Origin of the sequence: Pseudomonas sp. S8 (assembly GCF_050473925.1) — a bacterium.
Lineage (GTDB): Bacteria > Pseudomonadota > Gammaproteobacteria > Pseudomonadales > Pseudomonadaceae > Aquipseudomonas > Aquipseudomonas parakoreensis.
On record NZ_JBFDVZ010000016.1, the window covers coordinates 5,941,365 to 5,964,207 of the forward strand.

The following is a 22,843-nucleotide window of genomic DNA, read 5'->3' on the forward strand; positions in this document are numbered from 1 at the left end:
GGGGATAAATCCCCTCACCACAAAAGCCCGCTCCCACAGTATCCGGTGTTTTATTCAGTAAATTTTTATAAGAGAAAGGAGTGACACCATGCTGGTGATGCGCCCTGCGCAAATGGCTGATCTGGGCGAGGTACAGCGTCTGGCTGCGGACAGTCCGATTGGTGTCACTTCCTTGCCGGATGACGTGGAACGTCTGAGCGACAAGATCGCCGCAAGCGAAGCCTCGTTTGCTGCCGAAGTGAGTTTCAACGGCGAGGAGAGTTACTTCTTCGTCCTCGAAGACACCGCCACCGGCAAACTGGTCGGCTGCTCGGCCATTGTCGCCTCGGCCGGTTACTCGGAGCCGTTCTACAGCTTCCGCAACGAGACCTTCGTCCACGCCTCCCGTGAGCTGAAAATCCACAACAAGATCCACGTGCTTTCGCAATGCCACGACCTGACCGGCAACAGCTTGCTGACCAGTTTCTACGTGCAGCGTGAGCTGGTGGGGTCGCCGTGGGCCGAGCTCAACTCCCGTGGTCGCCTGCTGTTCGTTGCCAGCCACCCGGAGCGTTTCGCCGATTCGGTGGTGACCGAGATTGTCGGCTACAGCGACGAGAACGGCGACTCGCCATTCTGGGATGCAATCGGTCGCAACTTCTTCGACCTCAACTACGCCGAAGCCGAGCGCCTGTGTGGCCTGAAGAGCCGCACGTTCCTCGCCGAGCTGATGCCGCATTACCCGATCTACGTGCCGCTGCTGCCGGATTCCGCTCAGGAAGCGATGGGCCAGGTGCACCCGCGTGCGCAGATCACCTTCGACATCCTGATGCGCGAAGGCTTCGAGACCGATCACTACATCGACATTTTCGACGGTGGCCCGACCCTGCATGCGCGTGTTTCGGGGATCCGTTCGATCGCCCAGAGCCGTGTGGTGCCGGTGAAGATCGGCGAGCCGGTCAAAGGTGCCGGGCGCCAGTATCTGGTGGCCAACGCGCAGTTGCAGGATTACCGCGCGGTGCTGCTGGAACTCGATTACGCGCCGGGCAAACCGGTGACCCTGGATCTGGAAGCAGCCGAAGCCCTGGGCGTCGGTGAAGGTGCCAGCGTGCGCCTGGTGGCGGTTTAACGCCTTAGCGAGTTTCACGGGTGGCGAAGGCGGCCCGTTTGAGGAGATAGCATGATTGTTCGTCCCGTACGCAGCAGCGATTTATCCGCGCTGATCGACCTGGCCCGCAGCACCGGCACCGGCCTGACCACCTTGCCGGCCAACGAAGAACGCCTGACTCATCGAGTCGGCTGGGCCGAGAAGACCTTCCGCGGCGAAGCCGGTCGTGGCGACGCGGACTACCTGTTCGTGCTCGAAGACGACAACGGTCGCGTGGTGGGGATTTCCGCCATCGCCGGCGCGGTCGGTCTGCGTGAGCCGTGGTACAACTTCCGCGTCGGCCTGACCGTCAGCGCCTCGCAAGAGCTGAACATCTATCGCGAGATTCCGACGCTGTTCCTCGCCAACGACCTGACCGGCAACTCCGAGCTGTGCTCGTTGTTCCTGCACGCCGATTACCGCACCGGTCTGAACGGCCGCATGCTGTCCAAGGCACGCATGCTGTTCATCGCCGAGTTCCCGGAGCTGTTCGGCAACAAGATCATCGCCGAGATGCGCGGCGTCTCCGATGAAGCCGGTCGTTCGCCGTTCTGGGAAAGCCTCGGTCGGCACTTCTTCAAGATGGAATTCAGCCAGGCCGACTACCTGACCGGCGTCGGCAACAAGGCGTTCATCGCCGAACTGATGCCGAAATTCCCGCTGTACACCTGCTTCCTGTCGCCGGATGCGCGCAACGTCATCGGTCAGGTGCACCCGGACACCGAGCCGGCGCTGGCGATGCTCAAGAGCGAAGGTTTCAGCTATCAGGGCTACGTCGATATCTTCGATGCCGGCCCGGCCATCGAGTGCGAAACCAGCAAGATCCGCGCGGTGCGCGACAGCGAAGCGCTGGTGCTGGCGATCGGTACGCCGGGCGATGACGCCACGCCGTTCATCATCCATAACCGCAAGCGCGAAGACTGCCGCATTACGGCTGCCCCGGCCCGTCTGGCTGCCGGCACGCTGGTGGTCGATCCGCTGACCGCCAAACGTCTTCAACTCAACGCCGGCGATCAAGTGCGCGCCGTGGCGTTGTCTGCTGCTCGGGAGTCGAAATAATGAATTCGCTATACATCGCAGGTGAATGGCTGGCCGGTCAGGGCGAAGCCTTCCAGTCGCTGAATCCGGTGACCCAGCAAGTGCTGTGGTCAGGGGAGGGCGCCACCGCCGCTCAGGTCGAGTCCGCCGTGCAGGCGGCGCGTCAGGCCTTTCCGGGTTGGGCGCGGCGTTCGCTGGATGAGCGCATCAGCGTCCTCGAAGCCTTTGCCGCCGCCCTGAAAAACCACAGCGACGAACTGGCCCGCACCATCGGCGAGGAAACCGGCAAGCCCCTGTGGGAAGCCGCGACCGAAGTCACCAGCATGGTCAACAAGATTGCGATCTCGGTGCAGAGCTACCGCGAACGTACCGGCGAGAAGAGCGGCCCGCTGGGCGACGCCACCGCCGTGTTGCGCCACAAACCACACGGCGTGGTAGCGGTGTTCGGCCCTTACAACTTCCCGGGCCACTTGCCGAACGGCCACATCGTGCCGGCGCTGCTGGCCGGTAACAGCGTGCTGTTCAAGCCAAGCGAGCTGACGCCGAAAGTCGCCGAGCTGACGGTCAAGTGCTGGATCGAAGCCGGTCTGCCGGCCGGCGTGCTGAACCTGTTGCAAGGCGCTCGCGAAACCGGTATCGCCCTGGCGGCGAACCCGGGCATCGACGGTCTGTTCTTCACCGGCTCGAGCCGCACCGGCAATCACCTGCACCAGCAGTTCGCCGGGCGTCCGGACAAGATTCTTGCTTTGGAAATGGGTGGCAACAATCCGCTGGTGGTCGATCAGGTCGCTGATCTGGACGCAGCCGTTTACACGATCATTCAGTCGGCCTTCATCTCTGCCGGCCAGCGCTGCACCTGTGCACGCCGCCTGCTGGTGCCGCAAGGCGCGTGGGGCGACAGCCTGCTCAAGCGTCTGGTGGACGTCAGCGCGACCCTCGAAGTCGGTGCGTTCGATCAACAGCCGGCGCCGTTCATGGGCTCGGTGATTTCCCTTGGCGCGGCGAAAGCGCTGATGGATGCCCAGCAACATCTGCTGGCCAATGGCGCGGTATCGCTGCTGGCGATGACTCAGCCGCAAGCGCAATCGGCCTTGCTGACCCCGGGCATTCTTGATGTGACCGCCGTGGCCGAGCGTCCGGACGAAGAATTGTTCGGCCCGTTGCTGCAAGTGATCCGCTACGCCGATTTCGCTGCGGCGATCGCTGAGGCCAACGATACCGCTTATGGCCTGGCGGCTGGCTTGCTGTCGGATTCCGAAGATCGTTACCAGCAGTTCTGGCTGGAAAGCCGCGCCGGTATCGTCAACTGGAACAAACAACTGACCGGTGCCGCGAGCAGCGCGCCGTTCGGTGGTGTCGGCGCTTCGGGCAACCATCGCGCCAGTGCCTACTACGCGGCGGATTACTGCGCGTACCCGGTGGCCTCGCTGGAAACCCCGAGCCTGGTGTTGCCGGCGGCCCTGACGCCTGGCGTGAAAATGGTGTGATGCCTATCGCTGGCAAGCCAGCTCCCACAGGATTGCAGGCGTTCACACATTTTGTGTCCGACGCGATCACTGTGGGAGCTGGCTTGCCAGCGATGGCCGCGCCGCGGTCTCAAAGAATAGTTACTGAAGCCTATAACAACAGATTCTCGTGGAGCCTCGCTGATGAAATCCTATGAAGTCAATTTTGACGGTCTAGTGGGGCCGACCCATAACTACGGTGGTCTGTCCTACGGCAACGTTGCGTCCCAGAGCAACAGCCAGCAGTCCTCGAACCCGAAGGAAGCGGCGCTGCAAGGCCTGGCGAAAATGAAAGCGCTGATGGAAATGGGCTTTCAGCAAGGCGTGCTGGCGCCGCAGGAGCGTCCGGACGTGGCCGCGTTGCGCCGTCTGGGTTTCAGCGGCACCGACGCGCAAGTGATCGAACGCGCCGCGAAAGAAGCCATGCCGTTGCTGGTTGCCAGTTGCTCGGCGTCGAGCATGTGGGTGGCCAACGCCGCCACCGTCAGCCCGAGTGCCGATACTGCTGACGGTCGCGTGCACTTCACCGCCGCTAACCTCAACTGCAAATACCACCGCAGTATCGAACACCCGACCACCAGCCGCGTGCTCGGTGCGATGTTCGCCGATCAGCAGCACTTCGCGCACCACGCCGCGTTGCCGGCGGTGGCGCAATTCGGTGACGAAGGCGCGGCCAACCACACGCGCTTCTGCCGTGAGTACGGCGAGGCCGGTGTCGAGTTCTTCGTGTTCGGTCGCAGTGCGTTCGACACTCGCTACCCGGCGCCGCAAAAGTACCCGGCGCGCCAGACTCTGGAAGCGTCGCAAGCGGTGGCGCGTCTGCACGGTCTGCGTGACGAAGGCGTGGTTTACGCCCAGCAGAACCCGGCGGTGATCGACCAGGGCGTATTCCACAACGACGTGATCGCGGTGGGTAACGGCGAGGTGCTGTTCTATCACGAAGACGCGTTCCTCGACACCGAACAGATGCTGGCCGAGTTGCAGGGCAAACTGGCCAAGGTCGGCGGCAAGTTCCAGTCGATCTGCGTGCCGCGTTCGGCGGTCACCGTGGATGATGCGGTGCGTTCCTATCTGTTCAACAGCCAGCTGCTGTCGCGTCCGGATGGCTCGATGCTGCTGATCGTGCCGGAGGAATGCCGTGGCAACGAGCGCGTGTGGAACTACCTGCAAGGTCTGACCAGCTCCGGCGGCCTGATCCGCGAAGTCAAAGTCTTCGACCTCAAGCAAAGCATGCAGAACGGCGGTGGCCCGGCGTGCCTGCGACTGCGCGTCGCGCTCAACGAAACCGAGCTGGCAGCAGTCAACCCAGGGGTTATCATGACCGCACCGTTGTACGGTTCGTTGACCGCATGGGTTGAAAAGCACTACCGCGACCGCCTGAGCGAAACCGATCTGGCGGACCCGCAATTGCTGCTTGAATGCCGGACGGCACTGGATGAACTGACGCAAATCCTTAAACTGGGCGCGGTTTATCCATTCCAGATCAATTGATGGCCGGCGCGTTGCCTGAACGCGACGCGCGGCTTGTCTCCCCAAGAGAGTAAAAACATGAGCGATTCCCTGCAGCTGATCCTTGAAGACACCGACGGCACGCAACTGCAAACCTCGTGCACCCGCGTCGCGGTCATGTGGCAAGGCAAAGAGCTGTGGATCCAGCAGGACGGCCGTGGCCAGCTGCTGATCGGCGTGGACGTCGAGGAAGGTGACGAAGAGTACGCCAACCTGCTGCTGCGCCCATTGGCAACTAATCTGGTCAGTCTGCAACTGGAAATGGAACCGGCCGACGTCGGCGACGAAGACCACGTGCACGGCCCGGATTGCAACCACGATCACTAAGGAAACCGCTCTATGCTCGCCCTCGGCAAACTGCTTGAACTGACCCTCGCCGGCCGTGAACCGGCGGAGAAGACTCAACTGACTGTCGAAGGCGTGCGCATGCGCTGGTTGAGCGAGGGTGCGCTGGAAGTCCGGCCACCCGAAGCGCGCGACAATGGCCTGGACCTGCTGCTGTCGGCAGGCATCCATGGCAATGAAACAGCGCCGATCGAGTTGCTCGATCGGCTGCTGCATGACATCGCTCGCGGCGATCTGAAGCCGCGTGCACGCATTCTGTTCCTGTTCGGCAACCCGGAAGCGATCCGCAAGGGCGAGCGCTTCGTCGAGCAGGACGTCAATCGGCTGTTCAACGGCCGGCATGAACAAACCAGCGGTTCCGAAGCCATCCGCGCCTGCGAGCTGGAACGCCTGGCGGCGAGTTTCTTCAGCCTGCCGGACCGTCAGCGTCTGCACTACGACCTGCACACCGCGATTCGTGGTTCGAAGATCGAGCAGTTCGCCTTGTACCCGTGGAAAGAAGGACGTCAGCATTCGCGCCGCGAACTGGCGCGTCTGCGTGCTGCCGGGATGGACGCGGTGCTGCTGCAGAACAAGCCGTCGATCGTGTTCAGCTCCTACACCTACGACAAGCTCGGTGCTGAGGCCTTTACTCTGGAACTGGGCAAGGCGCGGCCATTCGGGCAGAACGAAGGGGTGGATGTTTCGCGCCTGGAAACCCGTCTGAAGCAGATCATCGAAGGCAATGAGCCGGATCTGGCCGAACAAGGCCTGGACGGTTTGCAGCTGTTCAGCGTCGCGCGGGAGATCATCAAGCACAGCGATGCCTTCCGCCTGAACCTGCCGGCGGACATCGAGAACTTTTCTGAATTGGATGTGGGTTATCTGCTGGCCGAAGATCTGGCCAACACCCGCTGGATCATCGAGGAAGAGGGCGCACGAATCATCTTCCCGAACCCCAAGGTCAAGAACGGCTTGCGCGCGGGCATTCTGATCGTGCCGACCACCGACGAAAACCTCGCCTGATGCCGTCTCTGAGCTGACAGAAATTCCTGTAGGAGCTGCCGAAGGCTGCGATCTTTAGATCTTGTTTTTAGACGATCAAAAGATCGCAGCCTCGTTTCACTCGACAGCTCCTACAGGGGAGCGTTGTGGTCAGACGGCGACTGCGCGCGGCTCACTGCGACGCAGTGCGCGAACCTTCTGCAGCGTATCCGCGCAAGTCCGCGCCGCTTCCTGACCCTTGTGCACGAAGTGCTCGAAGAAGAATTTCTGGTGCTCTTCACCGGCATGGAAGTGATGCGGTGTCAGCGATACCGAGAACACCGGCACTTCGGTTTCCAGCTGCACCTGCATCAGGCCGCTGACCACTGACTGGGCAACGAACTCGTGACGGTAGATGCCGCCGTCCACGACCAGAGCAGCTGCGACGATGCCGGCATAACGGCCGGTCTTGGCCAGCAACTTGGCGTGCAGAGGCATTTCAAAGGCGCCGCCGACTTCAAAGAAATCGATGTCCGATTCCTGATAACCCTGAACGAGCATTTCGGCGACGAAGCCCTTACGGCTCTGGTCGACGATTTCCTTGTGCCAGCAGGCCTGGATGAACGCAACGCGTTCGCCGTGGGGGTGTTTGCTTTTGCTGTCGATAGCGGTGGGTTGCATGTTCTGACTCCTGTTTGTGTAAAAAACAGGGCGTTATGAATCGAAAGGGATTCAAGGGTACGCACGAGCACACAGGCGCGCGGGCGGCCCTTTGGCGTCAATCCCGTTCTCTCTTCATCCGGACTATGACCGTCGGCCCCGGAATCACACCGGGTCTGCTGACCTTGCCGCCGATCACAGCCTTTGCCGTGTCCGTCGCCAAGCGCTCGCGGGCTATGCGCATTGCGCGCAATTACCGCCGGTGGGGAATTACACCCCGCCCTGAGAACGTGTTTGCCGCCCGTTCTCGGGCGGCGCAGCGTTTTTATCACAGATCAGCGAGCGGTGCATTGCGCCTTTGTGATGATTGCTATCGAGTTTGTTGAATGTTCGTGGCGAGAATTCTTGCCCCAAGGGTTGATTAATCGGCGCCATGACCGCAGTAATTCACCTTCGAAAAGGGATTTCCCCTGCTGACTCTGAGGCCAGGTTCATGAGCATTATCGATCTTCGCAGCGACACCGTTACCCAACCGACTCCTGCCATGCTCGACGCGATGACGGCGGCGGCCACCGGTGACGATGTGTACGGCGAAGATCCGACGGTCAATCGTCTGGAGGCGGAACTGGCGAAGCGCCTGGGGTTCGCCGCTGCGCTGTTCGTGCCGACCGGCACCATGAGCAACCTGCTGGGCCTGATGGCGCACTGCGAACGTGGCGACGAATACATCGTCGGCCAGCAGGCGCACACCTATAAGTACGAAGGCGGTGGCGCGGCGGTGCTCGGCTCGATCCAGCCGCAGCCGCTGGAAGTGCAGGCCGACGGTTCGCTGGATCTGGATCAGGTCGCGGCAGCGATCAAGCCGGACGACTTCCATTTCGCCCGTACCCGTTTGCTGGCGCTGGAAGACACCATGCAAGGCAAAGTGCTGCCGCTGGAGTATCTGGCCCGCGCCCGGCGCTTCACTCAAGATAAAGGCTTGCAACTGCACCTCGACGGCGCGCGCCTTTACAACGCCGCGGTCAAGCTGGGCGTCGATGCACGGGAAATCACTCAGTACTTTGATTCGGTGTCGGTGTGTCTGTCCAAAGGCCTTGGCGCGCCGGTGGGTTCGGTGCTGTGCGGTTCAGCCGAGTTGATCGGCAAGGCCCGCCGCCTGCGCAAAATGGTCGGCGGCGGCATGCGTCAGGCCGGTTTGCTCGCGGCGGCGGGGCTGTATGCGCTGGATCACCACGTCGAGCGTCTGGCGGATGACCATGCCAACGCGCACTATCTGGCCGAAGGCCTGCGCGAGGCCGGGTTCAGCGTCGAGCCGGTGCAGACCAACATGGTCTACGTGCAAATGGGCGACCGTGCCGAAGCGCTCAAAGCGTCTGCCGCCGAGCGCGGGATCAAGTTGAGCGCCGCTGCGCGCTTGCGCATGGTCACGCACATGGACGTCAATCGCTCGCAAATCGAGCAAGTGATCGCGACATTCGTCGAGTTTTCGCGCAAGTGACAGCGTTAGCCGTCCAATTGACCGTTACTATCGTATAAACACGCTGTACCCCGCGCGAAGGGCCGATATAATGCGGCCCTTTGCCGTCGTTTCGTCTGTTGACGTTTCGTACAGGCCTTTGGCCGCAGCCTCCGTGGAAGAACCTAATGAAAAGCGCAGAAATCCGTGAAGCCTTCCTTCGCTTCTTCGAAGAGCAAGGCCACACCCGTGTAGCCTCCAGCTCTTTGATTCCGGGCAACGACCCAACCCTGCTGTTCACCAACGCGGGGATGAACCAGTTCAAGGACTGCTTCCTGGGCCAGGAAAAGCGCGCGTACACCCGCGCAACCAGCAGCCAGAAGTGCGTGCGTGCCGGTGGTAAGAACAGCGACCTGGAAAACGTCGGTTATACCGCTCGTCACCACACCTTCTTCGAAATGCTCGGTAACTTCAGCTTCGGTGACTATTTCAAGCACGACGCGATTACCTTTGCCTGGACCTTCCTGACCGGCGTTCTGAAACTGCCGAAGGAAAAACTCTGGGTCACCGTCTACGCGTCCGACGACGAAGCGTATGACATCTGGACCAAAGAAATCGGTGTGCCGGTCGAGCGCATGATCCGCATCGGCGACAACAAAGGCGCGCCTTACGCCTCCGACAACTTCTGGACCATGGGCGATACCGGCCCGTGCGGCCCCTGCACCGAGATTTTCTACGATCACGGCGACCACATCTGGGGCGGCCCACCGGGTTCGCCGGAAGAAGACGGCGACCGTTACATCGAGATCTGGAACAACGTGTTCATGCAGTTCAACCGCACCGCCGATGGCGTGTTGCATCCGTTGCCAGCGCCGTCGGTCGACACCGGCATGGGCCTGGAGCGGATCAGTGCGGTGATGCAGCACGTCAATTCCAACTACGACATCGACCTGTTCAAGAACCTGCTCAAAGCCTCGGCTGAAGCCATTGGCTGCGAAAACGGCGATCAGTCGTCGCTCAAAGTGGTGTCCGACCACATCCGTTCGTGCGGTTTCCTGATCGCCGACGGCGTACTGCCGTCCAACGAAGGTCGCGGTTACGTGCTGCGCCGGATCATTCGTCGTGCCTGCCGTCACGGCAACAAGCTGGGCGCCACTGGCAGCTTCTTCTACAAGATCGTCGCGGCGCTGGTTGCCGAGATGGGCGAAGCCTTCCCGGAGCTGCAGAAGCAGCAGAGCAACATCGAGCGCGTACTGAAGGCCGAGGAAGAACAGTTCTCCAAGACCCTGGAGCACGGTTTGAAGATCCTCGAACAGGATCTGCTGGAACTCAAAGGCACCGTGGTGCCGGGCGACGTGGTGTTCAAACTCTACGACACCTACGGTTTCCCGATGGACCTGACCGCCGACATCGCTCGCGAGCGTGGCTTGACCGTCGACGAAGTCGGCTTCGAGCGTGAAATGGAAGCCCAGCGCGTGCGCGCGCGTTCGGCCAGCTCGTTCGGTCTGGACTACAACACCCTGGTCAAGGTTGATGTGGCCACCGAGTTCACCGGCTACACCGACACCAGCGGCTCGGCAAAAATCGTCGCTATCTATAAAGATGGCCAGTCGGTCGACGTTTTGAGTGAAGGCGAAGAGGCGGTGATCGTCCTGAACCAGACGCCGTTCTACGCTGAGTCTGGCGGCCAGATCGGCGACTGCGGTTTCCTTCAGGCCGGTAACGCACGTTTCGACGTCCGTGACACCACCAAGACCGGCGGCGCGTTCCTGCACCACGGCGTGCTGGATTCCGGCAGCCTGACCATCGGCGCGCCAGTGGAAACCCACGTCGATGCCGAAGTGCGTCACGCGACCTCGCTGAACCACTCCGCGACTCACTTGCTGCACGCTGCGCTGCGTCAGGTGTTGGGCGAACACGTTCAGCAAAAGGGTTCGTTGGTGGATAGCCAGCGTCTGCGCTTCGACTTCAGCCACTTTGAGGCGATCAAACCAGAGCAAATCAAGGCGCTGGAAGACATCGTCAACGCCGAGATCCGCAAGAACTCCGCGGTTGAAACCGAAGAAACCGACATCGAAACCGCCAAGCAGAAGGGCGCGATGGCGCTGTTCGGCGAGAAGTACGGCGACAACGTGCGCGTGCTGAGCATGGGCGGCGATTTCTCCGTCGAGCTGTGTGGCGGTATCCACGCCAACCGTACCGGCGACATCGGCCTGCTGAAAATCATCAGCGAAGGCGGTGTGGCATCGGGTGTGCGTCGTATCGAGGCAGTCACCGGTGCTGCGGCGCTGGCCTACTTGAACGCTGCTGAAGAACAACTCAAGGAAGCGGCCAACCTGGTCAAGGGCAGCCGCGACAATCTGATCGACAAGCTGTCGGCTGTGCTGGAGCGCAATCGCGCGCTGGAAAAGCAACTCGAGCAGTTGCAGGCCAAGGCTGCCAGCGCCGCCGGCGACGATCTGTCGAACTCGGCAGTCGACGTCAAAGGCGTGAAGGTGCTGGCTGCACGTCTGGATGGTCAGGACGGCAAGGCGCTGCTGGCGCTGGTCGATCAGCTGAAAAACAAACTCGGCCGCGCAGTGATCCTGCTCGGCAGTGTCCATGAGGAAAAGGTCGTACTGGTTGCAGGCGTAACCAAGGACCTGACTGGCCAACTCAAAGCCGGTGATTTGATGAAACAGGCTGCTGCGGCAGTGGGCGGGAAGGGCGGTGGTCGTCCGGACATGGCGCAGGGCGGCGGTGTCGACGCCGGCGCACTGGATGGCGCCCTGGCGCTGACCGTTCCATTCGTCGAGCAGGGTTTATAAGACGGCCCGCCGGGCCCGCAGTCTAGTGGCGGGTCCGGCGGCTGTTCGAGTGATTATTGGGCGCCCTTCATGGGCAGAGGCGGCTTTGAAATGGCTTTGATCGTACAGAAATTTGGAGGCACCTCGGTCGGCACTGTCGAGAGAATCGAGCAGGTCGCCGACAAGGTTAAGAAATTCCGCGATGCCGGCGATGACCTGGTGGTTGTGCTGTCTGCAATGAGCGGCGAAACCAACCGTCTGATCGATCTGGCCAAGCAAATCAGTGGCGACGTGCAACCGGTTCCGCGTGAGCTGGACGTGATCGTTTCCACCGGTGAGCAGGTGACGATTGCCCTGTTGGCCATGGCGCTGATCAAGCGCGGTGTGCCGGCGGTGTCGTACACCGGTAATCAGGTGCGGATCCTGACGGACAGTGCGCACAATAAAGCGCGTATCTTGCAGATTGATGACCAGAAGATTCGCGGTGATCTGAAAGCAGGTCGCGTGGTGGTTGTCGCCGGTTTCCAGGGCGTCGACGAGCACGGCAACATCACCACCCTCGGTCGTGGCGGTTCCGACACCACGGGCGTGGCACTGGCGGCTGCATTGAAGGCTGACGAGTGCCAGATCTACACCGACGTCGATGGTGTCTACACCACTGACCCGCGCGTGGTGCCAGTCGCTCAGCGTCTGGACAAGATCACCTTCGAAGAGATGCTGGAAATGGCCAGCCTCGGTTCCAAGGTGCTGCAGATCCGTGCGGTGGAGTTCGCCGGCAAGTACAACGTTCCGCTGCGCGTACTGCACAGCTTCAAGGAGGGTCCGGGCACCCTCATTACTATTGATGAAGAGGAAACCATGGAACAGCCGATCATTTCCGGCATCGCTTTCAACCGCGATGAAGCCAAGCTGACCATCCGTGGCGTGCCAGACACCCCGGGCGTGGCGTTCAAGATTCTCGGCCCGATCAGTGCCGCGAACATCGAAGTCGACATGATCGTGCAGAACGTCGCGCACGATAACACCACCGACTTCACCTTCACCGTGCACCGCAACGACTACCAGGCCGCACAGACCGTGCTGGAAAACACCGCTCGCGAGATCGGTGCCCGTGAAGTCGTAGGCGATACCAAGATTGCCAAGGTCTCGATCGTCGGCGTCGGCATGCGTTCCCACGCAGGCGTGGCCAGCCGCATGTTCGAGTCCCTGGCCAAGGAAAGCATCAACATCCAGATGATCTCGACGTCGGAAATCAAGGTTTCCGTGGTGATCGAAGAGAAATACCTGGAACTGGCTGTGCGCGCCCTGCACACGGCTTTCGAACTGGACGCTCCGGCCCGTCAGGGCGAGTAATCCGGTCACCTGAAGGGCGCGGTCTGACCGCGCCCTTTATTTTTTGAATGGCGCGAGCCCCCTGAACTGTTCTTTTGCTCGCGCTGGTCAATACTCAGGCATGTAGGGCTACGATCGCTCCGGTTGTAGGTCGGGTGCCTTTTTTTTGCAGACTGTTGTCCCTGAAATGAAATGCGTGAGGAGAAAGGTATGCTGATTCTGACTCGTCGGTGCGCAGAAAGCCTGATTATCGGTGATGGCGAAATCACCGTGACCGTGCTCGGCGTCAAAGGAAATCAAGTGCGCATCGGCGTCAACGCCCCGAAAGAGGTTGCCGTGCACCGTGAGGAAATTTACCTGCGTATAAAGAAAGAGAAGGACGAAGAACCAAGCCATTAATTTTTATCGATTTTTATGTTTGCAAACGGGGAAGAAGGTGGTTAATATACGCCCCGTGTTGCGGAGAGCTGGCCGAGTGGCCGAAGGCGCTCCCCTGCTAAGGGAGTACACCTCAAAAGGGTGTCGGGGGTTCGAATCCCCCGTTCTCCGCCATTATTTGCTTAGTACGTTGTAATCTGGCTTTTTCTGTAAGTTGTTGAATTTATTAGAAAAAGTGGTTGGAATAGAGATTAGACGGGCTATAATGCGGCGCAACAAATGCACTCGTAGCTCAGCTGGATAGAGTACTCGGCTACGAACCGAGCGGTCACAGGTTCGAATCCTGTCGAGTGCACCATTTAAGAGTTGTTTATAGCGATATAAAAAACTCGGCTTCAGCCAGTTGTGGTCTGGTCAAAAAACACAAATGCACTCGTAGCTCAGCTGGATAGAGTACTCGGCTACGAACCGAGCGGTCACAGGTTCGAATCCTGTCGAGTGCACCATTTAAGAGTTAGTTGCAGTGATGCAGGTAACTTGGCTTCAGCCAGTTGTGGTCTGGTTTAAAAACACAAAATGCACTCGTAGCTCAGCTGGATAGAGTACTCGGCTACGAACCGAGCGGTCACAGGTTCGAATCCTGTCGAGTGCACCATATTCAAGAAGCCCGCGTTTAACGCGGGCTTTTTGTTGTCTGCGATTTGGTTTTTCCTTTCACGCATCCCCTCTCATCAAAATCGACTTGAGCACTACGGCCTCGTTTCAGGTCATAGCGATAGCTCGTTGTCGACGTTCGAATATTCACCTTGTCCGGTTTGCCGAGAGCGCTCTCGACATCCCGCTGGCTCATCCCGGCGATAACGCGACGATTGATGATCGCTTCGCGGCGCTGCCTGGCATTGATCAGGTTGCCGCATTTGTCCTCCAGGCGGCCAACGATGCCCGGTTCACGTCCCTTGATTGTCATACCGGATATTTCTTCGTGATTGTGTTCCGGCATGATCGGCACGACGGAGCCGGGCATGTAAGGGTGAGCCTGCTGCACCGAGAGCTGTTCATCGTTGGCACAACTCAGGCTGGTGAAGGTGATGCCGCCGTCGGGCGCTTCGCATCGGTGAAGGGTGGTAGCGGCCCCGGCGGGTGGCAGGCAGAGCAGGCTGGCGACTACAAAACGGGATGTTCTGGATAGCATTCGACGTCCTCCGTGACGGTCTACGCTCAAGGGTAGTCGCTACATTTTTCAACGCCGGTGTGTTTTCTTTTCAAGATGAGTCGTCGCATCTGCACGGGTCAGGACAGCGCTCAACTTTGTCGCGCAAGCACTTGTTTCGACCGCGATTTTTTAACGTTTAAAACCGTCAGGCGGTGTATCATTGCGCCCGTCAGCCCCGCCGGGGCTTATGGAAAACCTCCATGGACTTACCCAGTAGTTACTCAGTAGCCCGTTTCACCAATCATGAATTGACTGATTGATCCTTCCGGCGTGCCCCGCTGCTGGGAGTGGAGTTCGCCTATGTCCGAAATCGAAGTAAAGAAAACACAGGAAAGCCTGCAGGATCGCCTGGCTCAGGTGGTTGAGCTGCTGCAGCGCCAAAAGGTCGTCGAAGACCTGACTCATCGCCAGGAAGGCGCGCATCACGACCGGGTCGAGAACCTGGTTCACCGGCAGAACCTCGTCGAACTGCAACGCAAACTCGATGATCTGCACTCCGCCGACGTTGCCTACATCCTTGAAGCCCTGCCGCTGGACGACCGTCTGACGCTCTGGCAACTGGTCAAGGCTGATCGCGACGGCGACATTCTTCTCGAAGTATCCGATTCCGTTCGGGAAACGCTGATCGCCGACATGGACGATCACGAGCTCCTGGCTGCGGCCAAGGACATGGACGCCGACGAACTTGCTGACCTGGCCTCCGAGCTGCCGCGAGACGTCGTCCATGAGCTGATGGAAACGCTCGACCAGCAGCAACGCGAGCGCGTGCGTTCGGCCTTGTCCTATGACGAGGAGCAGGTCGGTGCGCTGATGGACTTCGAGATGGTGACCATTCGTGAGGACGTCAGCCTCGAAGTGGTTTTGCGTTACCTGCGTCGTCTCAAGGAGCTGCCGGGCCACACCGACAAATTGTTCGTGGTCGATTACGACGGCGTGCTCAAGGGCGTACTGCCGATCAAGCGTCTGCTGGTCAACGACCCCGAGAAGCAGGTGGCTGAAGTCATGGCCAGCGATCCGGTGAGTTTTCACCCGGACGAGGACGCCTATGACGCTGCTCAGGCGTTTGAGCGTTACGACTTGATCTCGGCCCCGGTGGTCGACAAGAACGGCAAGCTGATCGGCCGTCTGACCATCGACGAAATGGTCGACCTGATTCGTGAGGAGAGCGAAAGCGAAGTCCTCAACATGGCGGGTCTGCGCGAAGAGGAAGACATCTTCGCCTCCGTCTGGAAATCCCTGCGCAACCGTTGGGCGTGGCTGGCAATCAACCTGATCACTGCCTTTGTTGCGTCGCGGGTGATCGGTCTGTTCGAAGGCTCGATCGAGAAGCTGGTGGCGCTGGCGGCGCTGATGCCGATCGTGGCGGGTATCGGGGGTAACTCCGGTAACCAGACGATTACCATGATCGTGCGCGCCATGGCGCTGGACCAAGTCAGCACCGGCAACACCTCGCGCCTGATGCGCAAGGAGCTGGCGGTCGCGTTGATCAACGGTCTGGTCTGGGGCGGGGTGATCGGTGTGGTCGCCTACCTGCTTTACGGCAGTTGGTCGCTGGGCGTGGTGATGACGGCAGCGATGACCCTCAACCTGCTGCTCGCGGCGCTGATGGGGGTGTTGATCCCAATGACACTGGCCAAGATGGGCCGCGACCCGGCGATGGGCGCCAGCGTGATGATCACGGCCATGACCGACAGCGGTGGATTTTTCATCTTCCTGGGGTTGGCGACGATCTTTCTGCTCTGATTCGCCACCATGCAAAAGCCCGCCGAAATGGCGGGCTTTTTTGTGCCTGTGTAGTTATCTGTGCTTGTGTATTGATCTGTGGTGAGGGGATTCATCCCCGATGGGTTGCGCAGCGACCCCGGAAGAGGGCCTGCTGCGCAGTCCATCGGGGATAAATCCCCTCGTCACAAGGGTTGCTCGGGGGCAGATTTCAGGCAAAAAAAAGCCAGCACTTAAGCTGGCTTGAGATGTTCGGTGTTACTCAGGACGCGTCTGCGGCCATTTCGGCGTCGTGAGCAATCAGCGACACCAGAGCGTTCTGTTGACGGTGCGACAGCTGACGGAAGCGTTGCAGCAGCTCACGCTCGTGCAGCGACAGCTCCGGACTGTCCAGGCGCATGCTCAGTTCTTCGCCCAGTGCGCCTTCCTGAATAAGACTCTGCTCAAGGCGCGCAATGATTTCGGAGTTCATGCTGCGATGATGATTGCGAGCCACCTCGGCAATGCGTTCACGCATTCCGTCTGGCAGACGTACGACAAACTTGTCAGCCGTACGGCTGGAATAAATTGCCTGTTTCAATGGGCGCATATATTTAACCGGTTAGTTCAGGGGAGCGGTTCTCGGGATTGGCCGCAGGATGTGTGATAGGACAAGCATCCGCGCCAAATGGTTCAACCTGAATTGTTAAGAGGCCCGCATCATGCCTCAAAATTGCCAGATCATTGGCGTCAATTCTGTGACAAATATTGAGCTGGGTAAAGGCGTAATGCCAGCACCAATTATCAGAAATGCGGACTGGTTTGAAAACTTTGCCTTGGTCCGCATCAATGACCGCTTCCGGGTGCACATCTGTTGATGTCCGAAGACGTCAGAACGTGCATGCTATGCGGCTTTCAATCCTTGTTCCTTACCTGTACAGGATAGTGGCAATTTGCCGATTTACTAGGGCAAACACCCGTTGGAGGGCGTTTTCAGGATGGATGGCAGGCTTATTTATCTGATGGGACCCTCCGGTTCAGGCAAGGACAGCCTGATCGAGGCCGCGCGTGAGCCTTTGCGTGAGTTGAACTGCGAAATCATCCGCAGAGTGATTACCCGATCAGCGGAATCGGTGGGAGAGGATGCCATCGGCGTAACGCCCGAAGAATTCGAACGACGTCAGCAGGCCGGGGATTTCTCGCTTTCCTGGCACGCCAATGGGCTGGCTTATGGCATCCCGGCAGAAATGGATGAACGGTTGCGTGCAGGGCGATCCGTGCTGGTAAATGGCTCACGGGCCAATTTGCGTCAGGCGCATGAGCGCTATCCGACATTGCTGCCGGTGCTGCTGACGGTCAAGGATGAGATTTTGCGTGAACGCCTGCTCAGGCGCGGCCGGGAAACACCTGAGCAGATTGATGCGAGGCTGGCGCGCAATGCGCAGTTCAAGGATAGAAGGGCCACTGACTTGCCCGTGCATCTGATCGACAACTCGGGCGACCTGACAGCCGCCGTCAAGCAACTGCTGGACTTGATCCGACTTAACGCAGTACCGGATCAAACTTGATCTTGCGCCCGGCCACCAGGGCCAGCACAAACAACACTGCAAACACGCCGCAGCCAATCAGCGGCAGGGTGACTTCGGTTTCCTCGAACAGCGAAAAATGCACAACGCCACTCAATAAGGCGAGGATCAGAAATCCTGCGGCTGATTTGGACATTCTGTACTCCTGAAGATATTTCAAAAAACCAGACGTTCGGTGTCGCGCGTCGGCAGTGCTTGCTCAGGCTCATTGACTGCCTGCGCCGCGAAGTCGCCCTGATCGCTCAGCACCGCCAACTGCGGCGCTTTCTGCACCTGCAAGTAATGCGGCATACGCTGAGCCACCGGTTCAGCACGCTCTGGAACAAAATGAAAGCCAACCAAAACCGCCAGTGCGATTGCGTTTGCAAGCAAGAGAGTGCTGTTCATGGGGCGGACTCCGTTTGTTCTGTTATACGAACAGACAAAGCACCCGGCGTGCCAACAGTCTAACCGCTGTGAAGTCCTTTAAAAACAAGCATTTGGAAGGGTTTTTCATAAGGCGCGGGTTGCAATCTGCAATGATGGCTTTTTGAGGTAGTGCAAATTGCACGGTAAATGTTCTCGCAGCATTGCAAGGCGCCTGCCTACACTTAAAAAGCCCACGGACGACATGACAAATCAAGGGCTGGCCGTTAACATGCACGCCGTCCGTCGCGCCGTCTCCGGCCGCGATAACTCAGTGTCTCAGTAGCTCAATTGGATAGAGCATCCCCCTCCTAAGGGGAAGGTTGGCAGTTCGAACCTGCCCTGGGACACCATATTTTCTTAGGTTTCCTCAATATGTGGAACCGAGACTGAGGTAACGTACCAGCGAGATACCAGCAGGTGTATTTTTTGTACCTGGGTCTCTGTAGGAGCTTTACCTAAGAGGCTGACTTAGCCCCAACTCATTTTTCAGCATCAGTCGCGGGACAGGGAAGATATGTCGATTTCGAATCTGGAAAAGTACAGGAAGGATCTAGACGCCCTATTGACCGAGGCTACCTTGGTCAATTTATCTCTGACCCTCGAAGCATATGGGCGAATAGAATTCGCCAAGACAGTTCTCGCGAAGAGCCAGAAAGAAGAAGCAGAAGCCTTTATGAACAAGCTAAAGCCCTTCGCCTCAACATATCAGCATTGGTACTCTGAGGCGTTGCCTCTGGTGCGGCAGCTGCTTCCCGATCGCGTTTCTGACTTCATCCGATTCTATGAAAAACCAAAATCGCGCAAAGATATTGATTTTGAAAACTATCGTATCGAGGACGCCTGCCAAGGTCTTCGCGTGACCCGCGGATCGGATGTGAAAGCCGATAAGAAGTCAGCCATCCCTCTCCTTGGTCAGCAAATTGCTATCGTCGAAGCAATTAAGCGCCGATTTGATAGCTCTCTTTTTGACATCAAGCAGTTGGTTCAGGCGGATCTTTATGACTCGGAGCTGGATACTGCTCGGGACCTGTTGAAAGCCGGATTTACTCGTGCAGCGGGCGCTGTTTGTGGGGTGGTGCTAGAAGGGCATTTAAAGCAGGTCTGCGACAACCATAGCCTACCCAAAAAATCTGGGACCATTTCAGTTTTGAATGATGCGCTCAAGGCAGCAGCAGTTATTGACCTTCCCCAGTCACGTCATATCCAATTTTTGGGTGATATTCGCAATAAATGCGGACACAAGAATACTAGCGACCCTAGCGCGAGTGAAGTTGGTGACCTCATTGAAGGCGTTGATAAAGTCATCAAAACCATATTTTGAGACAGAGACAGGATCTCACCTAGCTGTTTTGGCTGGTGTATCCGGGTGTTTAAATGGTGTGGTTCGTCAGCTTGTCTCTAAATCTGCCCCCAAAAATACTCGAGGTAAGGATGCTCAATCCAGGGAGAGCATTTTCGCCAATAGCGGATCGTTCGATCCCATTACCGCGGCCTGCAGGTCAACGAAGTACATACCGCCGGTGATCTCACCAACTACCTCACCTTCCTCAATCCACTTCTTCAATTGCTGAAGGCTTGGCTTGTTCCCGGCGTATCTCAGCTTTCGATACTCCCCGACCTCCATTAACCGGGGTAGTCGAACGGTTACCTGCGTGACAATTTTGGTCATGGAAGCTCCAACCAGGCTGTTTGGCTTACACGGCCTTCCCGTCGATCCGTACGCTGGCTTTTCCGCTGCTTGAGTTTGGAATCCTCAACTCAACCACCTTCCCGGACTCTGTAGTGACCTTGATTACGACGTTTTTCGGAGGCGGGCTGAGGTCGTCTCCACATATCAATCCCACCACGTCCTCACATGAAGCCTCTTCTTCCAAAGGATCCCACAAGTCACCATTAACGAGCGGCGCGGCCAGCGTGATCATCGGCATTCTGTTTCTCCAAGTAGAAATATGTGGCTCGTAGTGTCTTATTGACACTAAACCATACAGTGGCAGTATCCAAACTCCTCAGCAAGCAAATGGATGTGGATATGCCTCAGTACATTGTGAGTTACGACCTGCATCAGGTAGGACGAGATTATGCTCGGATAAAAAAAGGGATCGAGGATCTTGGCGAGGCCGCGAAGCTGCTTGAATCGTTGTGGCTCGTTAACCACGGGTCGACTGCTGCCGAGATACGGGATTATCTGACCAAGTTTTGCGACTCAAACGATTCGATTGCGGTCATAGAGATCGGACCCAATTGGGCTACCAAGCACTGCCTGTCAGACGGATTGGCCTTCATGAAGAGACATCGGCCCTAAAATGAGAAGCCCTCCTGCTATCGCTTTGCGGGGGGGCTAAGGCGATCGGTAAAATTTTGCTAGTCCTCGAGAAAACCGCCGGCGCTGCCGACGATCAGTCTCATTGAACGTAAGTGTTGACCGACCGACTTATACCTTGTCTTCGGCGTAAATTGAGGCCGAGATGATCATCCCGCCCCACCGGCGTTCGCCGATGCAGATCGGTACCGGGTTGCCGCTGGCAGTGGTGTTTTTGGCACTGCCAAAGGAATAGGACGGGGAGTTTTCTGGGGATGCACTCTGCTTGAGGCCTGGTGCTTGTGGGCTGAGCATCTGGATCACGCCGCCGGCGGCCAGCGCAATCCCCGGCGCTAGTGTCGCGCCGTTCGTGATTGAGCTCGCAGCGATCAGGATCACACCAAGGACTGTCTGCAGTAAGCCGGCACGCTTGCTGCCCGATACTACCGGCACGATCTTCAGCGTCTTGATGCCGCCCAGGTCAAAGTCCTTCTCTCCCACGTTTTTGCCATTGCGGACGATAGCGAACCTCATACCCAGTCTGGCGAGGCGCGCAACCTCCTCGGTGAATCCGTCGACTGTCGCCCTCAACGCCTTGAACACCTCCCAAGTGCTGCCGGTTTCGAGGTGATAATCCTTCTGCCGGAAAAACTTTCTCCCCAGGATGCTGCTGAGCTGAATGGTCGTCATGCGGTTGTAGTGCGCTGCTGTTGCGGCCATGGTCTGGCTCCTACGTGTTTGAGGCCGGCGCGGGTACGCCGAGGCGGATTGCGAGAAGCGATCTCGACACAAGTGCTTGGTCTAAAGTGAGCTGCTCACGCTGCGGGGTGTAGTTCCAGATTCGGTCGTAGATCGCCTGGTAAGCCCGGGCGCCGCGGAATGTACCTCGCAATAAGTCAGCGGAAACGCGCGCCTCTTCTTCGGTGACATATGGCCCGTCGATGGTCACCTTTTCACCATCACGAACGTGTTGAACATCCCAAACCACATAGCCCGAGTCTGGACCTTGCGAGAGGGCGTGCGACTGGAAGCGATGCACCTTGCAAGCCTCGGCGAAACGCTCTTGGTGGGTAGTCATTGCAAACCTCAATTTTGGAAATCTAATTTTGACGGCGCGAAAAAAGCCTTCGGGCGCGGTCGAGAAGCGAAAGTGCCCAGACTTCTGACCCACCCCTCCCGGATCGTAAAAAAGGCCCGCTCCGAGCTGTCGGGCGAGCCTTTTCATGCTCCCTGATCTGATCAGCCACCAGCCGGTGGGGTGATATCTACGGACCGCACTGCACCAGTGGAGAAGACTGCCAAGCCGGCGCGCAGCTCTGCCAGCAAGGTGACCATGTTGCTGGTGAAGTTGTTGCCGTCTTCACGGCTGAGCATCAGCGTAGGCTGCTCGCGGTCGAGCATGGCCACCTGCGACGTATCCAGGAGAAGGACGGTGCCGGCCGGCATCGAGCCGGAAGTGATCAGCGGCACGCCCCACAGAACTGGCGGCGCTGGATCTCGTGGAGAGCCCAGCACATATTGACCATCAGCATCGCGTTCGCTGGAGATATTGAACCAGTCGTTTGGGTTCATGATGATCAGGCGGGCTTGCCAGCCGCTGGTCTTCATGGCGGTGACCGCCTGACCAATTGCGTCCACGGGCAGAAGGGTGCCGACGACAGTGTGCGGCACTGCATAACCGAGCAAGCCTTTGATCTTACCCTTACCGCCGGGGCCGGCGATCAAACGGGCCTCAAGCTTTTCCAGCAGACCGTAGTCCAGCAGGTTGCCGATCTGCTGGCCCAGGGCTGGGGTGTCGTCCAGCACTTGCTTCGAGGCCCGAGTCCAGTGGGCCACGGTGGCGATATTGGCAGTTTCCAGCTCGGCGTCGATCTTGCTTTCTGCCTTCTGCTGGCCTTCTTCTTCCTGCTCCGTGGCGTTGTTCACGTAGTCCTTTAGCTGCATATACTCGAAGGTGCTGGAAGTTGCGGGCAGGGAAGGCAAGTAGTCCAGAAGGGAGAGATCCCGGCGGGGATCGTTATGCAGGCCTGGCTGACGCTGGGCGGTGGCGGAGTAGCTGGTAGAACCGGTGACACCCTGGCCGGCGTTGGTCAGCGCTTTGATGCTGACACTATCGACAGTGACCCGGCCAGTGGTCGGGCCACCAGACTTCATAGCGGCGAACTGGCCCGACTTCGTGAACTCCTCGGCCATCTTCCCGACTGCGTCATCACCACCGGCTGTCGCGTTGCTGCCACGGCGCTGGCCTTTCTGCTCCAGGTCCTGCAGGCGGTCTTTGAGGGCGGTGATTTCTTTTACTGCGTTCTCGCTGAAATTCTTGATTTCAACGTCGCGGGACTGAAGCTCTTTGAGGATCACGTCCTCGAGTTGATCGCCACCGCTTTTGGTGTGCAGCTCACGGCGGGCGTTGTTGCTCATAGCATTAAACATGATGATGACCTTTTTTCCGAAATGGGGGACGCGCCTTGTCCACGCTGGGTGCGTGACTCTTGCGCTGTTGCTTGCTTTCGCGTCCCGCCGGACTCGCTCCGGAACTGG

Annotated in this window: 23 protein-coding genes, 5 tRNA genes and 1 riboswitch; of the genes, 18 read left to right on the forward strand and 10 right to left on the reverse strand. The window is 58.7% G+C overall.

Features of this window, described 5'->3' with window-relative positions; all coding sequences use genetic code 11:
- The first annotated feature begins 88 nt into the window (after window positions 1-88).
- The 6 genes from aruF to astE all read left to right on the forward strand — a co-directional run bounded on the left by aruF (window position 89) and on the right by astE (window position 6,528).
- Window positions 89-1,108: an arginine/ornithine succinyltransferase subunit alpha gene (gene aruF, locus AB1J88_RS28025; RefSeq protein ID WP_025112905.1), complete on the forward strand. Its 1,020-nt coding sequence runs from the start codon at window positions 89-91 to the stop codon at window positions 1,106-1,108.
- A 51-nt stretch (window positions 1,109-1,159) separates the two neighbouring features.
- Window positions 1,160-2,185: an arginine N-succinyltransferase gene (gene astA / locus AB1J88_RS28030; protein WP_027612638.1), complete on the forward strand. Its 1,026-nt coding sequence runs from the start codon at window positions 1,160-1,162 to the stop codon at window positions 2,183-2,185.
- Window positions 2,182-3,651 carry a succinylglutamate-semialdehyde dehydrogenase gene (gene astD, locus AB1J88_RS28035; RefSeq protein WP_222019370.1) on the forward strand — a complete coding sequence of 490 codons (1,470 nt, stop codon included), beginning with the start codon at window positions 2,182-2,184 and terminating at the stop codon, window positions 3,649-3,651. The genes astA and astD overlap by 4 nt, the downstream gene beginning before the upstream one ends.
- 162 nt (window positions 3,652-3,813) lie before the next feature.
- On the forward strand, window positions 3,814-5,160 hold the full coding sequence (astB, locus tag AB1J88_RS28040; protein WP_003227272.1) for an N-succinylarginine dihydrolase: 1,347 nt from the start codon (window positions 3,814-3,816) through the stop codon (window positions 5,158-5,160).
- Between the two features lie 57 nt (window positions 5,161-5,217).
- A complete protein-coding gene (locus AB1J88_RS28045) occupies window positions 5,218-5,505 on the forward strand; it encodes a hypothetical protein (RefSeq protein ID WP_041066534.1) in 288 nt (95 codons plus the stop codon).
- Between the two features lie 12 nt (window positions 5,506-5,517).
- Window positions 5,518-6,528, forward strand: coding sequence for a succinylglutamate desuccinylase (astE, locus tag AB1J88_RS28050; RefSeq protein WP_430292542.1), 1,011 nt, complete (start codon window positions 5,518-5,520; stop codon window positions 6,526-6,528).
- A gap of 129 nt (window positions 6,529-6,657) precedes the next feature.
- Here astE and AB1J88_RS28055 read toward each other — a convergent pair whose 3' ends face one another.
- A complete protein-coding gene (locus AB1J88_RS28055; RefSeq protein ID WP_041066540.1) occupies window positions 6,658-7,167 on the reverse strand; it encodes a 6,7-dimethyl-8-ribityllumazine synthase in 510 nt (169 codons plus the stop codon).
- A gap of 101 nt (window positions 7,168-7,268) precedes the next feature.
- Window positions 7,269-7,440, reverse strand: a riboswitch (FMN riboswitch).
- Between the two features lie 199 nt (window positions 7,441-7,639).
- Here AB1J88_RS28055 and ltaE point away from each other — a divergent pair.
- The 8 genes from ltaE (at window position 7,640) to AB1J88_RS28095 (ending at window position 13,753) form a co-directional block, all read left to right on the forward strand.
- Window positions 7,640-8,644, forward strand: coding sequence for a low-specificity L-threonine aldolase (gene ltaE, locus AB1J88_RS28060; RefSeq protein ID WP_430292543.1), 1,005 nt, complete (start codon window positions 7,640-7,642; stop codon window positions 8,642-8,644).
- Window positions 8,645-8,790: 146 nt separating this feature from the next.
- A complete protein-coding gene (gene alaS, locus AB1J88_RS28065) occupies window positions 8,791-11,409 on the forward strand; it encodes an alanine--tRNA ligase (RefSeq protein ID WP_086794684.1) in 2,619 nt (872 codons plus the stop codon).
- Between the two features lie 90 nt (window positions 11,410-11,499).
- Window positions 11,500-12,741, forward strand: a complete 1,242-nt coding sequence (locus AB1J88_RS28070; protein ID WP_025112914.1) for an aspartate kinase — start codon at window positions 11,500-11,502, stop codon at window positions 12,739-12,741.
- A gap of 189 nt (window positions 12,742-12,930) precedes the next feature.
- Window positions 12,931-13,119, forward strand: a complete 189-nt coding sequence (gene csrA, locus AB1J88_RS28075) for a carbon storage regulator CsrA (protein ID WP_002554426.1) — start codon at window positions 12,931-12,933, stop codon at window positions 13,117-13,119.
- A gap of 62 nt (window positions 13,120-13,181) precedes the next feature.
- A tRNA-Ser gene (locus AB1J88_RS28080) sits at window positions 13,182-13,272 on the forward strand.
- Between the two features lie 107 nt (window positions 13,273-13,379).
- Window positions 13,380-13,456 (forward strand) — tRNA-Arg (locus AB1J88_RS28085).
- A gap of 71 nt (window positions 13,457-13,527) precedes the next feature.
- Window positions 13,528-13,604 (forward strand) — tRNA-Arg (locus AB1J88_RS28090).
- Between the two features lie 72 nt (window positions 13,605-13,676).
- Window positions 13,677-13,753 (forward strand) — tRNA-Arg (locus tag AB1J88_RS28095).
- Between the two features lie 18 nt (window positions 13,754-13,771).
- On the opposite strand, the gene AB1J88_RS28100 is transcribed toward AB1J88_RS28095, so the two are convergent.
- Window positions 13,772-14,290, reverse strand: coding sequence for a cell envelope protein SmpA (locus AB1J88_RS28100; protein WP_430292546.1), 519 nt, complete (start codon window positions 14,288-14,290; stop codon window positions 13,772-13,774).
- A 321-nt stretch (window positions 14,291-14,611) separates the two neighbouring features.
- Between AB1J88_RS28100 and mgtE the strand changes: the two genes are divergently transcribed.
- Window positions 14,612-16,054: a magnesium transporter gene (gene mgtE, locus AB1J88_RS28105; RefSeq protein WP_007963078.1), complete on the forward strand. Its 1,443-nt coding sequence runs from the start codon at window positions 14,612-14,614 to the stop codon at window positions 16,052-16,054.
- A gap of 241 nt (window positions 16,055-16,295) precedes the next feature.
- Here mgtE and AB1J88_RS28110 read toward each other — a convergent pair whose 3' ends face one another.
- Window positions 16,296-16,622 (reverse strand): Arc family DNA-binding protein, encoded by a 327-nt coding sequence (locus tag AB1J88_RS28110; RefSeq protein WP_003178899.1) that lies wholly within the window; start codon window positions 16,620-16,622, stop codon window positions 16,296-16,298.
- A gap of 388 nt (window positions 16,623-17,010) precedes the next feature.
- Here AB1J88_RS28110 and phnN point away from each other — a divergent pair, with 388 nt between their 5' ends.
- Entirely contained in the window at window positions 17,011-17,580 is a 570-nt protein-coding gene (phnN, locus tag AB1J88_RS28115) for a phosphonate metabolism protein/1,5-bisphosphokinase (PRPP-forming) PhnN (RefSeq protein ID WP_430292548.1), read from the forward strand.
- On the opposite strand, the gene AB1J88_RS28120 is transcribed toward phnN, so the two are convergent.
- Both AB1J88_RS28120 and AB1J88_RS28125 read right to left on the reverse strand, forming a co-directional pair.
- A complete protein-coding gene (locus tag AB1J88_RS28120; RefSeq protein ID WP_047295827.1) occupies window positions 17,555-17,734 on the reverse strand; it encodes a PA3371 family protein in 180 nt (59 codons plus the stop codon). The two genes, phnN and AB1J88_RS28120, sit on opposite strands and share 26 nt — an antisense overlap.
- 20 nt (window positions 17,735-17,754) lie before the next feature.
- Window positions 17,755-17,985: a hypothetical protein gene (locus AB1J88_RS28125; RefSeq protein WP_097085812.1), complete on the reverse strand. Its 231-nt coding sequence runs from the start codon at window positions 17,983-17,985 to the stop codon at window positions 17,755-17,757.
- Window positions 17,986-18,279: 294 nt separating this feature from the next.
- Between AB1J88_RS28125 and AB1J88_RS28130 the strand changes: the two genes are divergently transcribed.
- Window positions 18,280-18,356, forward strand: a tRNA-Arg gene (locus AB1J88_RS28130).
- Window positions 18,357-18,520: 164 nt separating this feature from the next.
- Window positions 18,521-19,327 (forward strand): hypothetical protein, encoded by an 807-nt coding sequence (locus tag AB1J88_RS28135; protein ID WP_430292550.1) that lies wholly within the window; start codon window positions 18,521-18,523, stop codon window positions 19,325-19,327.
- 114 nt (window positions 19,328-19,441) lie between these two features.
- On the opposite strand, the gene AB1J88_RS28140 is transcribed toward AB1J88_RS28135, so the two are convergent.
- From AB1J88_RS28140 to AB1J88_RS28160, 5 genes are all read right to left on the reverse strand, one after another.
- Window positions 19,442-19,675: a hypothetical protein gene (locus tag AB1J88_RS28140; protein ID WP_430292552.1), complete on the reverse strand. Its 234-nt coding sequence runs from the start codon at window positions 19,673-19,675 to the stop codon at window positions 19,442-19,444.
- Between the two features lie 25 nt (window positions 19,676-19,700).
- Window positions 19,701-19,934 carry a hypothetical protein gene (locus AB1J88_RS28145; protein WP_430292554.1) on the reverse strand — a complete coding sequence of 78 codons (234 nt, stop codon included), beginning with the start codon at window positions 19,932-19,934 and terminating at the stop codon, window positions 19,701-19,703.
- Window positions 19,935-20,437: 503 nt separating this feature from the next.
- Window positions 20,438-21,025 carry a tail assembly protein gene (locus AB1J88_RS28150; RefSeq protein WP_430292556.1) on the reverse strand — a complete coding sequence of 196 codons (588 nt, stop codon included), beginning with the start codon at window positions 21,023-21,025 and terminating at the stop codon, window positions 20,438-20,440.
- Between the two features lie 10 nt (window positions 21,026-21,035).
- Window positions 21,036-21,383: a hypothetical protein gene (locus AB1J88_RS28155; protein WP_430292558.1), complete on the reverse strand. Its 348-nt coding sequence runs from the start codon at window positions 21,381-21,383 to the stop codon at window positions 21,036-21,038.
- A 161-nt stretch (window positions 21,384-21,544) separates the two neighbouring features.
- Window positions 21,545-22,723, reverse strand: a complete 1,179-nt coding sequence (locus AB1J88_RS28160) for a phage major capsid protein (protein WP_430292560.1) — start codon at window positions 22,721-22,723, stop codon at window positions 21,545-21,547.
- Window positions 22,724-22,843: the final 120 nt, after the last annotated feature.